This window comes from Nocardia arthritidis, assembly GCF_011801145.1.
In the GTDB taxonomy this organism is placed as follows: Bacteria; Actinomycetota; Actinomycetes; order Mycobacteriales; family Mycobacteriaceae; genus Nocardia; species Nocardia arthritidis_A.
The window spans coordinates 5,705,587-5,721,350 of sequence record NZ_CP046172.1 but is presented as its reverse complement, the minus strand read 5'-3'; the positions used below and the strand labels follow the sequence as shown (position 1 = coordinate 5,721,350).

9 protein-coding genes (1 of these 9 running past the window's edge) are annotated in these 15,764 nt (G+C 69.1%); 6 read left to right on the top strand and 3 right to left on the bottom strand.

The features are described from left to right. Window positions 1-189 precede the first annotated feature (189 nt). Together F5544_RS25670 and F5544_RS25665 are read right to left on the bottom strand one after the other, a co-directional pair. Window positions 190-1,779 carry a metallophosphoesterase gene (locus F5544_RS25670; protein ID WP_167475556.1) on the bottom strand — a complete coding sequence of 530 codons (1,590 nt, stop codon included), beginning with the start codon at window positions 1,777-1,779 and terminating at the stop codon, window positions 190-192. A gap of 5 nt (window positions 1,780-1,784) precedes the next feature. Beyond that, on the bottom strand, window positions 1,785-3,143 hold the full coding sequence (locus F5544_RS25665) for an MFS transporter (protein WP_203217351.1): 1,359 nt from the start codon (window positions 3,141-3,143) through the stop codon (window positions 1,785-1,787). A 147-nt stretch (window positions 3,144-3,290) separates the two neighbouring features. Between F5544_RS25665 and F5544_RS25660 the strand changes: the two genes are divergently transcribed. After that, window positions 3,291-4,313 (top strand): LacI family DNA-binding transcriptional regulator, encoded by a 1,023-nt coding sequence (locus tag F5544_RS25660; protein ID WP_167475555.1) that lies wholly within the window; start codon window positions 3,291-3,293, stop codon window positions 4,311-4,313. A 3-nt stretch (window positions 4,314-4,316) separates the two neighbouring features. On the opposite strand, the gene F5544_RS25655 is transcribed toward F5544_RS25660, so the two are convergent. After that, on the bottom strand, window positions 4,317-4,958 hold the full coding sequence (locus F5544_RS25655) for a TetR/AcrR family transcriptional regulator (RefSeq protein WP_167475554.1): 642 nt from the start codon (window positions 4,956-4,958) through the stop codon (window positions 4,317-4,319). A 79-nt stretch (window positions 4,959-5,037) separates the two neighbouring features. Between F5544_RS25655 and F5544_RS25650 the strand changes: the two genes are divergently transcribed. The 5 genes from F5544_RS25650 to F5544_RS25630 form a co-directional block, all read left to right on the top strand. Next, window positions 5,038-5,511: a VOC family protein gene (locus F5544_RS25650; RefSeq protein WP_167475553.1), complete on the top strand. Its 474-nt coding sequence runs from the start codon at window positions 5,038-5,040 to the stop codon at window positions 5,509-5,511. 636 nt (window positions 5,512-6,147) lie between these two features. Continuing rightward, window positions 6,148-6,981, top strand: coding sequence for a CPBP family glutamic-type intramembrane protease (locus F5544_RS25645; protein ID WP_167475552.1), 834 nt, complete (start codon window positions 6,148-6,150; stop codon window positions 6,979-6,981). After that, entirely contained in the window at window positions 6,978-10,208 is a 3,231-nt protein-coding gene (locus tag F5544_RS25640) for a type I polyketide synthase (RefSeq protein ID WP_167475551.1), read from the top strand. Before F5544_RS25645 ends, F5544_RS25640 begins: the two co-directional genes overlap by 4 nt. Then, window positions 10,192-15,561 carry a non-ribosomal peptide synthetase gene (locus F5544_RS25635; protein WP_167475550.1) on the top strand — a complete coding sequence of 1,790 codons (5,370 nt, stop codon included), beginning with the start codon at window positions 10,192-10,194 and terminating at the stop codon, window positions 15,559-15,561. Before F5544_RS25640 ends, F5544_RS25635 begins: the two co-directional genes overlap by 17 nt. Beyond that, window positions 15,558-15,764: the beginning of a type I polyketide synthase gene (locus F5544_RS25630; protein ID WP_167475549.1), read on the top strand. 2,745 nt of this gene lie beyond the right edge of the window; the window shows 207 of its 2,952 coding nt (coding positions 1-207); the start codon lies at window positions 15,558-15,560; the stop codon falls past the right edge of the window. Before F5544_RS25635 ends, F5544_RS25630 begins: the two co-directional genes overlap by 4 nt.

Here is a 15,764-nt window from a genome sequence, read left to right as displayed (position 1 = left end):
GATATGCGGCGTGGCGGTCGCGCGCCTCGGATGACGCCGTTCTCGCGCAAGTTTCAGCTTCTCGCGCCTTCATGAATGTCATGCGGGCGCGTGTGGTCGGCGATGGTACCTGGTACGGCGGCCCGCACCCCGTCTTCGAACCGTGCATTGGAAGTACCGGGTGTCCGGCTCGAAGACGAGGCGCGGCGGTTACTGCTCGGCGAGCGCTGCGAGTTCGGCGGCGAGGGTTGGACTGATCGGGACCACCAGGTCGGCGTTGCGGTCGGCCGGGGTGCCCGCGGAGTGTGGTCCGCCGACTCGGGTGGGCTCGTTGTAGGCCAGTTCGCGGTGCAGGCTCGCGAGTTGCCAGAGATCCCAATCGTGTTCGGGGTGTGCGGGCGCGGCGTGATCGATCATGGTCGACCGGATGATCAGACGGTCGCCCTCGGCGGGCCGCAGGAGTTCCAATGTCCTTGCCTGGCAGGGCCATTCGCACAGGCCCGAGGTGATGACATGCCAGTAGCCGCCGGTCGGTCCCGGACGCGGTACGGCCGAATTGCGGTGCTCGTGCCCGGCCAGCCACAGCACGACATTGCCGAAGCGGTGCAGGATCGCCTCGATATCGGCGGCCAGGTAGCGGGGTTCGTGACCTTGGATGGCGTTGTCCAGCATGGCGATACCGTGGTGGGAGGCGAGGATCACCACTCGGTCCCGGTTGCCGGTGCGGACCGTCGCGCCGTCGGCGTCCAGATGCGCGGAATGCACCTCGGTGAGCCGGTCGATCAGCCAATCCCGCTGCCGCGCACCGATACTGCCGGTGACGCCGCCCGCGGGATTGGTGGTGTCGAGTACGATCACCCGGACTCCGGGGATATCGTCGTAGCAGTAGTACGTCGTGTCATCGGCGAGGTTGTCCGGCGTGAAGCCGTGGCCGGGCGGCAGGGCCGGACTGTCCAGGTGGGCGCGAATGTACTCCGCCGGGCTCACCAAACGGCGATCGGCGCGGGATTCGATGGGCAGCGCGGGGCCGCCGGACAGCGCGGTGGGGTCGGCGAGGTAGCGCGCCATCGGATCGTCCGGCAACTCTCCGGCAATATCGATCGGCCTGCGGTCCCCGGTCACCAGGCGCTGGAATTCCGGCGACACCGGTGCGCGTCCCTGCGCCAGACAGTCGTGGTTGCCGAAGCAGGCCAGCCACGGGATACCGAGGCCGCGGGCCGGAAACGGAAGTGCCGCCGCCGCAAGCGCTCCCGGCGCGTCCGGGAAATCGTGCTCGCGTTTGTAGCGGTCGCGGGATGCCGGCTCCGGATTGTAGAAGTCGCCCGAGACCGTATGCGACGGATGGGTTTTCGGATCGGTGGCGCCGAAGAGCGGATCGAATTCGGCGCCGCCGTCGAGCAGGGTGAGAAATGCCAGCAGCTCGTTGTATTGCGCGTTGTCGGTGTTGTCTCCGGTGGTGATGACGAATGCGGTATCCGCGGCGGCGGTTTCGCGGATGGTCCGGATCATCGCCTCGAACGCCTGCGGCGCGACCAGCTCCTGCGGCCGGTACGCGGGGAACATCCCGTCCCAGCCGGGACGGCCGGCCAGCCGCTGCAGGAAGTCCAGGCGGCCCGGCGAAATCGGGTCGGCCAGTTGGAAATCGGTGAGATGGACGAAGCGCAGCAGCGTCGCGGCGGTGCCGCGTTCCGGTGCCGCCGCCAGTTCGGTGCGCGGCACGTGCGCCTCGCCCGGACCGGTTGTCAGCTTGCGGTAACCGCCGCCATCGGCCGGTGTCACGGTTCGGTCGCTGGTGGACATGCCGGTCAGCCCACCACCTTTTCCGGTGCGGCGGTGTGGGTTTCGGTGAGCTCCTCCAGCGTGCGGCCCTTGGTCTCCGGGGCCAGCGTTATCGCGATGGTCAGCCCGATCGCACCCGCCGCGACGAAGATCCAAAGCACATTGTGCAGGCCCCAGGCGTTGATGAGCGTCGGCAGCAGCAGGGTTCCGGTGATCGCGCCGATGCGCGAGACGGCGGTGCCGAGCCCGTTCGCGGTGGCGCGCACCGCCGTCGGGAACACCTCGCTCGGGTAGACCAGGTTCACGATGCCCGGACCGGAATTGGCGAACAGCACCGCGATGCCGAGCAGGATCACCAGCGCGGCGAGTCCGGGCGAGCCCAGCAGCGCCAGAATGGTGAGCGCGGTGAGCATACCCGCGAATCCGGTGATGAGCAGCGGCCTGCGGCCGACCCGATCCACCAGCGCCACACCGGTGAACGCGCCCGCGACGCCGACCAACGCGATGATCAGCGATCCGGTGTAGCTGCCCGCGGTGCTGGTGGTGACCTGCTTCAGAATGGTCGGCGTGTACAGCGTGATGCCGTAGTAGGCCAGCGTGTACATGAACCAGAATCCGCAGCAGAACAGCGTCATTCGCAGCAGCGGCAGGGTGAGCAGCGTGCGCCACGGTGAATTGTGTTGCGCCGCTGCGTTGTCGGCGATGGTCGCCGCCGTTGCGGTATCGCCGAGTTCGGTGAGTACCGCGCGGGCCCGGTCCGTATGTCCCCGCGCGGCGAGCCAGCGCGGCGATTCCGGGATGCTGCGCCGCATCCACAGCACGATCAGCGCGAAGATCGCGCCGAGCAGCAGCATTGCGCGCCAGGTGTATTCGCCGAGCGGCAGCAGCAGCAAAGCGAACAGATAGGTGCATGCCGCGCCGACGAACCAGGTGGCGCCGAGCCGGCACATGAGGCTGCCGCGGCGGCGCGCGGGCGCGTATTCGGCGAGCAGTGAGGTGGAGATCGTGTAGTCCGCGCCGAGCGCGAGCCCGAGCAGGAACCGGCATACCAGCAACTGCCAGGCATCCTGGGTGAACGCGGCGAGCACCGCGAACGCGACGAAGCCGATCAGGTTCACCAGGTACATCTTCTTGCGACCGAGCCGGTCGGTGAGCCTGCCGAAGACGAGCGCGCCGACGAACATGCCGATCACCGCCGACGCGGTGAGCGCGCCGGACATCAGCGAGGAGAGATGCCACTGCTTGGTGACGGTGGGCAGGGCGACCGCGATCACGGTGATGTCGTAGCCGTCGAGGAACATGCCCGCGGCCGAGAGCACGGTGACGCGGCGGTGGAAGGCGGTCAGATCCGTCGAGTCGAGGACGGAGAAGGCATCGCGCGACACGATGGCTGGTCCTAATCGTTCGTAGGGGCGGTACTCAAACGTTTTAGCAATGGCAGTGGCGTTGAGCCAGAGGGTAGCGCCCGATGTCGTCGAGTGTTCGGTACACGGTCATCTCGGTTCAGATTCCGTTCGCTAAGGTGTCCATTCGTGGTAGCCGGGCGGGAACCGATCACCCAGCGAGACGTCGCGGCCTCGCTCGGCGTCTCCATCTCCGCGGTGAGCCTGGCGCTGTCCGGGCGGGCCGGCGTCAGCGACCGGCTGCGCGCGCAGATCCTCGCCCGCGCCGCCGAATTGGGCTATCGCCCCAACGTTTCCGCGGTTGCGCTGCGCACCAAGCGCACCAAGGTGCTCGGTCTGCTCATCCGCAATCTGCGCAACCCGCACTTCCTCGACGTGATCGACGGTTTCGACGAGACCTGCGCGCGCGCCGGATACGACGTGATGGTCGGTTCGTCGCGCTACGACCCGGACCGGGAGCGCGAACTGCTCGACGCTTTTCAGGACCGCGCGGTGGACGGGCTGGCGGTGGCCCCGATCGGCGCGAGTCCGCAAGTGCGCGAATGGCATTCGGCGACCAAACGGCCGGTGGTGCTGCTCAACGCCGCCGAGCGCGGCGAGCGCGCGCCGATGAGCGTGCGCGCGGATCACCGCGCCGCCGTCGATTTCGCGGTGCGGCACCTGATCGGGCTGGGCCACCGGCGGCTGGCCATGCTGGTGGCGCCGCCGGAGAAATCACCGGATCCCGAACGCTGGCAACGCTTCCGGGAGCTGAGCGCGGAATTGGATTTCCGGGCGGACGCGGTGGTCACCGAACTATCGGCCGCGGCAGCGCGTTCCGCCGCCGTGGCGGAGCTACGCCGTCCGCCGGGGGAGCGGCCCACCGCGTTCATCGCCAACAGCGACTACCTCGCGCACGCCGTCTACCTGGCCGCCGCCGATCTCGATTTGACCGTGCCGCACGATATTTCGGTGATCGGCCACGACGACCTGCCGACCTCGGCGTCGCTCGCGCCGCCGCTGACCACCGTCGCGGTGAACCGCAGGGAGATCGGCGAACGCGCGGCGACGCTGCTCATCGATGCGCTCGGCGGGCGGACGCCGGAGGCCACCGAGGTGATCGTCCCGGTCCTGCTGCGGGTGCGCTCGTCGACCGCACCGCCGGCGGTGTGATCGTCAATTCTTCGGCAGCAGAGCGGGATCCGCGCCGAGCCCGCGCAGCCGGGCCAGCACCGCGGCCCGCGCCAGCGCGAAGGTGTCCTCGTCGAGCAGGTGCGACCGCACGACCACAGCGCCGGTGAGCGCGTCGATTTCGTAGGAGAGCAGTGCCGGATCGGTCTCGCTGTTCAGCTCGCCCGCCTGGATCGCCTGGCGAATCAGGTTGCGCGTCAACTCGTCCCAGGTCCGCAGGTGGCTGCGCAGGCGGTCGCGCACCGGGCCGGGATGATCGTCGAATTCGGCCTGTGTCGTGACGAAGAAGCAGCGGCCGGGCAGCACCGGTTTCCGATAGAAGTCGAGCCGGTGCTCGGCCAGCGCCCACAGCGCGCGCACCCCGGTGCGGTCCGCGAGCGCGGGGCGGACCACCTGCTCGGCCCACTGCTCGGCGGCATGGTCGACGGCGGCCAGCTGTAGTGCCTGCTTATCCGGCCAGTGCGTGAACAGCGCCGATTTGCTCACCGTCAGCCCGGACGCGAGCTGCGCCAGGCTGAGGCCGCCGAGTCCGTCGGTCGAGGCCAGGCGGACGGCCGCGTCCAGTACGGCGGTCCGGGTGCGTTCGCCGCGGATTCGGCGGCCGTCGGTCGGAGTGGGATCGGGCATGTGAATAACTTAACATAAACTATCCGACTGGTCGGTCATATTCTTTGGTTATTCGATAACCGCATGATTGGAGGGCGACATGCCGACCATTCCCGCCAACTACCACGCCGGAGTCGTGGTGAACAATCTGGAACAGGCTATGTCGGAGCTGACCGAGATGTTGGGCCTCGATTGGGGGCCGGTATTGCGCAGCGGTCATCAGATATTGGGCAAACACGGTATCGCGGCGTCCGGCGACGGAATCGGCCCGCTGATGACGATCTCCAACCAGGGTCCGCCGTATATCGAACTGCTGCAACGGGTTCCGGACACGATCTGGGATAGGCCGGGGCTGCATCACCTGGGTTTCTGGTCCGCAGACGCCCGGGGCGATTCGGACCTGTTGAGCAGTAAGGGGTTTCCGCTGCAGGCGGCCGCCGTGGTGCTGAGCGGCGACACCGACCCCGGCGTTTTCTATCACCGGACGAGCGAGGGGCTGTATTTGGAGCTCGTCGAGATGGGCCGGGGCGGTCCGGGGCTCGCGCACTATCTCAATTTTCCGGGCGCGGACTAGCTGTCGCTGAGATATTTGGTCAGAAAGGTAACTGCCGGTTGGCAGAAAATTGCAAAAAGGCTATGGGCGGTTGACTCGCTTACGCTATCGTAGGTAACCCAATCGCCCTTGACTTTCTCTTTACTTTCGAACGATGCCCGAGGTGCGGCAAACTCCATTCGGTGCGGTAATAATTGCGGCGTACGCCACATCAGGCGCCGTAAATCCTGGAATATTGCGAGCATCTGTCAATTCGGATGGGTGCTCATAATCGCCTGTCGGACCGCCTTTCCGGCGATGTGGACATGGCAATTCTCGAACTCGAATCCACTGTGTACGTAGCGCTTTCGCTGCGTCGGAACATATTTCATGCCGGATATCGCATGTATACGAATAGTCCATTATTAGCGAAAAGTTTGCTGGAAATCGACGACCGAGAATGGCACGGAACGGGATTAATCGGACACCTGACCGGTATTGCGCAAAACGAGCACAAGTCTGGACGTTTGTTTCCAGCTGGCAGTACCGTCTCTGTTCCGCGGGGGATACCTGAAAACCGTCCAACGGCCTGTTTCATCCATTCTTGGATGACCGGGCGACACCTCGAAGCCGAACTATTCGGATAACGGGTGAGCAATTCGGATAAACAAGCGTGAAATGGAGTTCTCCGTGAAGGCCTTTTGCGTCATCGGGCTGATATATCTCGCTGCGCTCGAGCCGTGGCTGGAGGCGCGGGCGGTCCGCACCTTCATGGGTGAGTACGCGATACGGGACGACGCGCGCGTCCGGCTGTACCGCGAAGGTGTATTCCGCACCTGGTTCATTCTGGCGGTGATCGTCATCGCATTCGCCATCAACGGCACCTCGCTCACCCGGCTCGGGCTGGGCGGCTTCGACACCACGCTGTTCCACGAGCGCAGCCGTGGCGAACAGGTGCTCGGGCTGGTGCTCATCGCGGCATACATCTGCTATCTGCTCGGTCCCGTCGTACTTCCGCTGACCGGGCGCAGGGGACGGGATTTCATCGCCCGCAATATCGAGTACGTCGTATTCATCACCCCCGCGACCGCGAAGGAACGGGTGTGGTGGGTGACGAACTCGTTCTCCACGCCCGCGGAGGAAATCATCTATCGCGGGTTCACCCTGTACGCGGTCCAAGTGCTGTGGCCGGGCGTGCCGTTCTGGTGGCTGGTGGTGCTCGGCGGCGGCGTGATCGAGGGTGCGCGCCACATTGTGCGGCCCGCGGTGGCGGCGCAGGTGGTGCTCGGCGCGACTTCCCTTGCGGTGCTGTACAAATTCACCGGTGCGCTGTGGCCGGTGTTGGCGGTCAAGCTGTTCCATGATCTGCGGGTGCTCGCCTTCCCGTTGACGCTGGCCAGGAAGAATATGGCGGCGCGCGGGCTGTCCGAGATCCCGGGCAAAACGCTGGACGACGAGCAGGCCGAACGCGCACTCGCCCAGGCGGGTGGCCCGGTGGAGGCGCGTCCATGACCACCGCGTCCGTCGAGCGGGGTGCGCCCAGCGCCGACGAGATCAGCGCCTTCCTCGCTCGCACCATCGCCGAACTGGCCGGAGTGCCGCGGGAGCAGGTGAGCGTTCGGGAAACCTTTGCCGCGCTGGGTCTTTCGTCGGCGTCGGCGGTCACCATGGTGGAGCGGGTCGGTGGTTGGCTCGGCCGCACCCTGCCGCCGGATCTGGCCTGGCAGTACCCGACCATCAGGGAGATGGCCGAAGGGCTTGCCGCGCAGCGGGATACGCCCGTCGACCAGCGCACCCGGGCGGCGTCGGGGGCCGCCCAGGAGCCGGTCGCGGTGATCGGCATCGGTTGCGTTGTCGCGGATCTGCGTGGGCCGCGACAGCTCTGGCAGGCGCTGTGCGATGGAACGGAACTGGTCGGCGCGGCGCCGCGGTGGCGCGGCGGACCCGGCGGGTTCGGCTCCTTCCTGCCCGATCCGTACGCGTTCGACGCCAACCACTTCGGCATCTCCGCGGCCGAGGCGGCGCAGATGGATCCGCAGCAGCGCATCCTGCTGGAAACCGTCGCCGACGCATTCGACGACGCGGGCCTGCCCACCGAGCGGCTGGCGGGCAGCGCCACCGGGACGTTCGTCGGTATCGGCGCGGGCGATTACGGCCGCGAGCTGGCGGGCGCCGACGGCGCGGATATCAACGCGGTGACCGGCAACGCGAGCAGCATCGCCGCGAATCGCCTTGCCTACCTTTACGATCTGCGCGGCCCCAGCCTGAGCGTCGACACCGCCTGCTCGTCCTCGCTGGTCGCCGTGCATCTGGCGCTGCGCAGCCTGCACGACGGCGACTGCGAACTCGCCGTCGCGGCGGGGGTGAACCTCACCCTCGACCCCCGGGTCACCGATTCGCTCGCCGCGGCGGGCATGCTCGCGCCCGACGGCCGGTGCAAGACCTTCGATCGCCGCGCGGACGGCTATGTGCGCGGCGAAGGTTGCCTGGCAGTCGTTTTGAAGCCGCTGGCCGCCGCCGAGCGCGATGGCGACCGGGTGTACGCGGTGCTGCTCGGCAGCGCGGTGAACCAGGACGGCCGCACCAACGGGCTCACCGCGCCGAACTACCGCGCGCAGGTCGATGTGCTGCGGCGCGCCTACGAGCGGGCCGGCGTCGCACCTGGCGCGGTCCAGTACATCGAGGCGCACGGCACCGGCACCGCGCTGGGCGATGCCATCGAGGCGCGGGCACTCGGCGCGGTACTCACCGACGGGCGCACGGAAGCCGATCGGGCACTGGTCGGTTCGGTTAAGACCATCTTCGGGCACCTCGAGGCTGCGGCGGGCATCGCCGGGCTGGTGAAGACGGTGCTCGCCCTGCACCACGGTCAGGTGCCCGGCAACCGGAACTTCGAATCACCCAGCGCGCACATCGCTTTCGCGGATCTGCCGTTCGAGGTGCCGACCGCGCCGACGCCATGGCCCGGCGACGGTCCGGCGCTGGCCGGGGTGAGCTCGTTCGGATTCGGCGGCACCAACGCACATGTCGTCGCGACGGGCGTGGCGCGGCGGGAGCCGAAGCGGCCGTCCGTCGCGTCCGGTGGGCCGCACCTGTTCGCGCTGTCCGGTCGCAGCGAGACCGCCGCGCTTGCGGTCGCCGAATCGTGGCGTGAAATGCTGGACGACACAACGGATCTGGCCGAGTTGTCGGATACCTCGCTGGCACACCGCACTCACCATCCGTTCCGGATCGCGGTGGTCGCGAACGAACCCGCCGAATTGGCCGACAAGCTGGCGGCGCTCACCGCAGGCGCGCTGCCGCCCGGCTGCGCGGCTGGACGGGTACCGCGCAGCGGGGCCGGACCTGTCGGATTCATCTTCACCGGGCAGGGCAATCAGTGGATCGGCATGGGGCGCACGCTGATCCGGCGGCAGGCCGTCTTCCGTGATGCGCTGCTCGAGGTGGACAAGGAACTGCGGCCGCTGCTCGGATGGTCGCCGTTCACCATCCTGGACCGCGGCCGCGACGCCGACGAGCTCACCGATACCGGTGTGGCGCAACCCGTTCTGTTCGCGCTGCAGGTCGCGCTCGCGGCGCTGTGGCGCTCGCTCGGCATCGAACCGGCCGCGGTGGCCGGGCACAGCATGGGCGAGGTGGCCGCCGCGTACGTGGCGGGTGCGCTCGACTTGCCCGCGGCGGCGGCGATCATCGCCGCGCGGGCGAAGGCGACCGCGTCCGCCCGCGGCAACGGTCGCATGGCCGTGGTGAACTGCCCGCTCGCCGAGCTGGATCCGCTGCCGGAGGGCGTGCACCTCGCGGGCGTGAACGCGGCGCGCTGGACGGTGCTCTCCGGTACGGATACCGCGATCGCCGCGCTGCTGGCCGGGTTGGAGCAGCGCCAGATCCTGGCCAGGCCGCTGCCGGGGCCGTACGCCTTCCATTCGCCGCTGATGCGGGACTGCGCGGCCGATTTCGCGGCGGCGATGCCCGCGTTCACCGCGACGGCGAGCGCCGTCCCGTTCTATTCGACGGCGACCGGCGCGCTGCTGGACGGCGCGGCGCTGGACGGCGGGTACTGGGCCGACCAGGTGACCATGCCGGTGGCCTTCGCCGCGGCGATCGGCTCGATGATCGAGGCGGGCGTCACCGACTTCATCGAGATCGGGCCGCATCCGGTGCTCAGCGGGATGCTGAAGAACCTGCTGCGCCAACACGATCGGGCCGGGATCGCGGTGCCGTCGCTCACCAGGGATGTGGACGACCAGGCCGTGCTGCACGCTGCGCTCGGCGAGCTGCATGTGCGCGGACACGAGCTGCGCTGGTCCGCACTGCACCGCAGGGCGCCGCGCCGGGTGCCCCTTCCGCTGTATCCGTACGAGCGGTCGTCCTTCCGAATTGTGCAGGGACGCACCGAAATCGGGCCCGCTCCCGAGCGCGCCGCGCGCACCGGGCTGTTCGCCGACGACGCCGATCTGGTGGCGCCGCGCAACGAATACGAGCAGGTGGTCGCCGAGATGTGGGCCGAGATGCTCGGCCTGGACCGGGTCGGCGTCTTCGAGAACTTCTTCCGGCTCGGCGGACATTCGCTGCTGGCAACGCAATTTGTGCGCACCGTCCGCGAGCGGTTCGAGATCGATATGCCGCTGCGGCGCATGCTGACCGAGCCGACGGTCGCCCAGGTCGCGGCCACGCTCGAGCAGCTGATGGTCGAACAAGCGCAAGCCTTATTGGAGACCACCGATGAACTCACCGGCTAGCGAACTCGCACTGGCCCGATTGCGCCAGCGCCGGGCCGCGGGCCCGGCGGTCGCCACCATCGCGGCACGGACCGGATCCGGGCCGTATCCGGCCACCGCGGCCCAGCGCGGCATCCGGCTGCACGAACAGTTGGCCGACAACCCGGCGCTCTACCACGTGCCGTTCGGCATCCGGATCTCCGGTCCGCTGGATGTCGCGGCGCTGAAAACCGCGGCCGCCGATCTGATTCGGCAGCAGCACACGTTGCGGACGGTCTTCGCCGACACCCCGGCCGGGCTGCGCGCGACCGTGGCGGACGTCGTGGATCCGGATTGGCGCGACCACGATCTGCGGCTGATCCCGGAGGCGGCGCGGGATAGCGCCGTTGCCGAGCAACTGTCCGAATTCGCGTGCGCGCCTTTCGATCTCGCGGTCGGTCCGCCGGTGCGGTGGACGCTGCTCCGGGTCGGCGGGCAGGAATGGGTGCTCGGCATCGTCGCCCATCACCTGGTGCTGGACGGAATCTCGATCGGACTGTTGATCGACCGGCTGTGGTCGGCGTACGACGCGCGCCGGGCCGGTGTCGAACCCGAGCTCGCGCCGCGCCGCCAATATGCGGACTACGCCACTTGGCTGGCCGAGAACCCCAGTGCCACACCATCTTCGGCCTCCGTGCGGCGGCGCGCCGCGCTCGTCGACGGTGTGCCCGCACTGGATGTGGCGACCCGGCCCCGGCCGCGGCGGGTGCGCAACGACGGTGCGCGGGTGCGTACGGACTTCCCGCACGATCTCGCCGAATCGGTGCGAAAGTGCGCCGCCGCCAACGAGGTTCCGCCGTTCGTCTTCCTGCTGGCCTGCTACGAACTGGTGCTCGCCGCGCACACCGGGCAGGACGAGTTCTGCGTCGGCATTCCGATGGCGGGGCGGCCGTACACCGAACTCGCCGACACCATCGGGCATTTCGTCAACACCGTGCCGATCCGGTCGGACCTCGCCGCGGCGCGGTCCTTCCGCGACCTGCTGCACCGCACCAGGGATACCGCGCTGGCCGCGTACGCCGACGAGACCATCCCGTTCGAGCGGGTTGTCGAGACCATCGGCGGGCCTTGGGATCCCGCGTTCAGCCCGGTGTTCCAGGTGCTGTTCGTGCAGCAGCGGCTGGACCGGCCCGCCCCGACCGGCGACGGGCTCGCATTGGACTGGCAGCCCATCGAGACCGGGGCGACGCTGTACGACCTGGTATTCCACCTGGCCGAAACCGGAAGCGGCTTCGCCTGCGAACTCACCTACAACACCGCGGTATTGGACGAGCCGGTCGCCATCGGACTGGTGCGCGACGTGCTGACCGTGGCACGCGCCGCGGCATGGGATCCGACCGCGGCGATCACCGAGCTGACGGCCGAACTGCCGCGCCGGTACCTGTCCATTCATGTGCTCGAATCGCCGGACGGCACTGTCGCCGCGGGCATCGCGGCCGCGTTGGCTCGCGGCTCGGTACCTGCCCGGGTGACCGGCGGGTCCACCGCCGAGTTGCCGGACGACCAGGTCGACCTGCTGGTGGTGCGGGACAGCCGTGCCGACGTGGCGGAGCTGGTAAAGCGTTGTGCCGACGGCGGAATCGTCTGCCTGCTCGTGGGCCCGACCGGTCAGGTGCGCACCCGGGGTGCGATCGCGGATACCAGGGTGGTCGAGCTCGACGAGCGCACGGCGGCCGACGATTTCGCGACGGGCTGGCTGGTCGGGCGGCGAGTCGCCGAGCTGTCCGTCGGCGACAACAGGCTGGCGACCTGGGGTTTCGACCGATCGAACAATCGTGCCGCACAACCGATTCCGGAGGAACCGGAGCGTCAGGACGGGCTCGGTACGCAGGCGGGTGGCTCGGAGGCGCCCGTCGGACCGCTGGAGCAGCGCCTCGCGGCGCTGTTCGCGCAGGCGCTCGACCTGCCCGAGGTCGGCAGGCACGACGATTTCTTCCTGCTCGGCGGCACCTCGCTGGGCGCGACGAGAGTGCTGGCCCAGCTGCTCGACGAATTCGCCGTCACCGTCTCGCTGCGCGAGCTGTTCGAGCACCCGACGGTCGCCCAGGCCGCGTTGCTGCTGGAATCGGCTCCCGCGCAGGAGAATTCGCTGCCCGCGCTGCGTCCGGCGGCCCGTGCCGACGGCGATCTGCTTCCGGTGTCCTACGCCCAGGAGCGGCTGTGGTTCCTCGAGGCGCTGGATCCGGGCAACAGCACCCACATCATGCCGGGCGGGCTGCGGCTGCGGGGCGCGGTCGATATCGACGCGCTGGAGCTGGCGCTGTCCAGGGTGGAGAAGCGGCACGAGGTGCTGCGCACCGTATATCGCACCACCGAGGACGGCGAGCTGCGCCAGCTGGTGCGGCCCGCGACGCCACGTCCGTTGCCGCACACCGATATCGGCGGGCTGCCCGCCGAGCGGGCCGCGCGCATCCAGACCGACCTCACCGCCGCGGTCTACGCCGCGCCGTTCGATCTCGCCGAGGGCCCGGTATGGCGGTATCACCTGCTGACCACCGGCCCCGGCGCGCACCTGCTGCTCATCGCGCTGCACCACATCGCCTGCGACGGTTGGTCATTGGCGGTGCTGAGCCAAGAGGTCGCGGCGGTCTACCGGGCGGCGACGACGGGCGGCGAACTCGAATTGCCGCCGCTGCCGGTGCAATACCCGGATTACGCGGTGTGGCAGCGGGATATCGCCGGTCGGCTGGAAAACCAGCTGGACTACTGGCGCACCGAGCTCGCCGACCCGCCGGTGACCGAGCTGCCCGGTGACCGGCCGCGTCCGCCGCGCCGCAGCGGCCGGGGCGCGGTGGCGCGACGCACCATCGACCCCGCGGTGCAGGCCCAGGTGCGCGCGCTGGCGGCCGAACTCGGCGTCACCGGTTTCGCGGTGCTGCTCGCCACCTTCTACCTGGTACTGAATCGCTATACCCGGCAACGGGATCTGATCGTCGCCGCGCCGATCGCCGGGCGCACCAGGGCCGCGACCGAACCGCTCGTCGGCTGCTTCCTCAATACGCTGGCGCTGCGCGGCCGGGTGGATCCCGAGCGCAGCTGCCGGGACCTGATCGCCGAGGTGGGTCAGGTGGTGCTGGCGGCGCACGCCAACCAGGACGCGCCGTTCGAGAAGGTGATCGAGGCGCTGGTGCCCGACCGGGATCCGAGCCGGACACCGTTGGCGCAGATCATGTTCAACTATCTGAACACCCCGCCGCCCACCTACGATATGGCCGGGCTCGACGTGGAATTCGTCGACGCCCCGCGCAGTACGGCCAGGATGGACCTGGACCTCACCGTCGACGAGACCGGCGCCGCGGCCCGGCTGGAGCTCGAATACAGCACCGATATCTACGACGCGGCGACCGCCGACCGTCTGCTGCGGCACTACGCCGAGGCGCTGGCACGGGTGGTCGCCCAGCCCGGTCTGTTGGTCGGCGAGGTTGCTCTCGAGGAGCCGAATCCTGTTGCGGTGATACCGGATTGGCCGCTGCCCGGCACGCCGTCGGTGCCCGAACGCGGATCGGACGATCGGCTCACCGACCGGCTGGCGCGGCACATCGCCGAACGGCCCGGCGCCGTCGCGCTGAGCGCGGGCGAGAACGCCATCACCTATGCCGAACTCGGCGCACGCAGTGCGAATATGGCTGCGGCGCTGGTGAACGCGGTCGCGCCCGGCGCGCGAGTCGCGCTGCTGTTCGACCACACGCCGGACAGTTTCGTCGCGGTCTGGGCGGTCCTGCGGGCTGGGCTGACGTATGTGCCGCTCGACCCGCGGGCGCCGCTGGCGCGGTTGCGGGAGATCATCGATGAGGCGAAAGTTGCCGCGCTGCTGTGTGATCCGGCGCTGGCGGAGCTCGCCGCCGCGGTGGCCGGTGATTCGATCGCGGTGATCGCGGCGGTGCCCACCGCGGCAACGGATTCGGCGGTGGTGCCCGAGGACGCCGAGATCGCCTACATCCTGCACACCTCCGGATCCACCGGCCGCCCGAAAGGCGTTGCGCAGAGCCGGGACAACGCGCTGTTCCACGCCGTCCGGTATGCGCGGCGGCTGCGGCTCGGCCCGGACGACGTGGTCGCGGGCAGCTCCCGCTACACCTTCGACGCCGGTGCGTTGCACTCGTTCGGCGCGGCCGTCGCGGGTGCGCGGCTGCACGTACTCGATCCGCACGACCACGATCCGGCCGGACTGCGCGCCGCGATCGAGGCCGCCGGCATCACGGTATTGCACTGCACGCCAACACTGTTCCGTTACCTGCTGAGCGATATCGACGAACCTTGGCTGCCCGCGACGCTGCGCCTGGTCGCCTTCGGCGGCGAGGAGGTGGTGCGCGGCGACGTTCGCGATTTCGCGCGGCACTTCCCGGCCGAATGCCGATTGGTGAGCCTCTACGGGCCGTCCGAATGCTCTGTCGCGCTGCAACATCTGATCACGGCGGCGGACGCGGAGCGCGACGGCGTGCCGATCGGTCATCCGGTGGCCGGTGTCGGCGTCGAGCTGGTGGACGAGAACGGCCGTCCCACCGAGGTTTACGGTGAGATCGCGCTGCGCGGCGAACATGTCGCGCTCGGCTACTGGCGGCGTCCGGAGCTGACCGAGGCGGCGTTCGGCATAGGTTCGGACGGTGTGCGGTACTACCGCACCGGCGATCTCGCGCGGCGGCTGCCCGACGGCGAACTGGTATTCGCCGGACGCAAGGACCGGCAGGTCAAGATTCGCGGTCACCGAGTGGAACCCGGTGAGGCCGAGACCTTCCTGCGGTCGCATCCCACGGTGGGTGAGGCGGCCGTCGTACTGGACACCGCGGCGGCGGAACCGCGTCTGGTCGCGTACCTGACCCAGGACGGACCGCTCACCCCCGATCCGCGCGAGCTGTCGGCATATCTGCGAACCCGGTTGCCGGACTACATGATTCCCTCGGCCTATCTGGTGCTCGACACCCTGCCGCGCGGGATGACCGGCAAACTCGACCGGTCCGCGCTGCCGCCGATCGCGCCGCCCGAACCGCCCGTATGGTCGCCGCCGGGCACCGAATTGGAAAAGGCGGTGGCCGAGATCTGGGGTCAGGTGCTCGGCCGTGAGGTGGGACTCGGGCAGAACTTCTTCGACCTCGGCGGGCATTCACTGGCCTTGGCCAGGGTGCGTGGGCTGCTGGAGCGGCGGCTGAATGTCGAACTGGCGCTGACCGATCTGTTCGCCGCGCCGACCGTCGACGATCTCGCGCGGCTGCTGTCCGGGCGGCTCGCGCCCGCCGCGGAATCCGACCGCGGCCGCGAGCGCCGCGCCGCCATGGCCCGGCGCACCGCCGACCGCCGTCCGCGCGGCCGGGCCGATCGTGAAGGGAGCAGGCCATGACGGACGAACACGCATTCCGGATCGCCGTGGTCGGCATGGCCTGCCACTTCCCGGAGGCGGATACCGTCGAGGAGTACTGGCGGAACCTGTGCGCGGGCCGGGAGTCGTTGCGGCCCTTGGCCGCCGAGACCCGTCCGGCCCGAACGCCCGCCGGTTACGTGCACGTCGGCGCGACGCTGTCCGATGTCGACCGCTTCGACGCC

Coding starts and splice junctions, on each gene's coding strand:
- F5544_RS25650 (WP_167475553.1), top strand. CDS start 5,038: ATGCCGACCATTCCCGCCAACTACCACGCCGGAGTCGTGGTGAACAAT.
- F5544_RS25640 (WP_167475551.1), top strand. CDS start 6,978: ATGACCACCGCGTCCGTCGAGCGGGGTGCGCCCAGCGCCGACGAGATC.
- F5544_RS25645 (WP_167475552.1), top strand. CDS start 6,148: ATGGAGTTCTCCGTGAAGGCCTTTTGCGTCATCGGGCTGATATATCTC.
- F5544_RS25635 (WP_167475550.1), top strand. CDS start 10,192: ATGAACTCACCGGCTAGCGAACTCGCACTGGCCCGATTGCGCCAGCGC.
- F5544_RS25655 (WP_167475554.1), bottom strand. CDS start 4,958: ATGCCCGATCCCACTCCGACCGACGGCCGCCGAATCCGCGGCGAACGC.
- F5544_RS25670 (WP_167475556.1), bottom strand. CDS start 1,779: ATGTCCACCAGCGACCGAACCGTGACACCGGCCGATGGCGGCGGTTAC.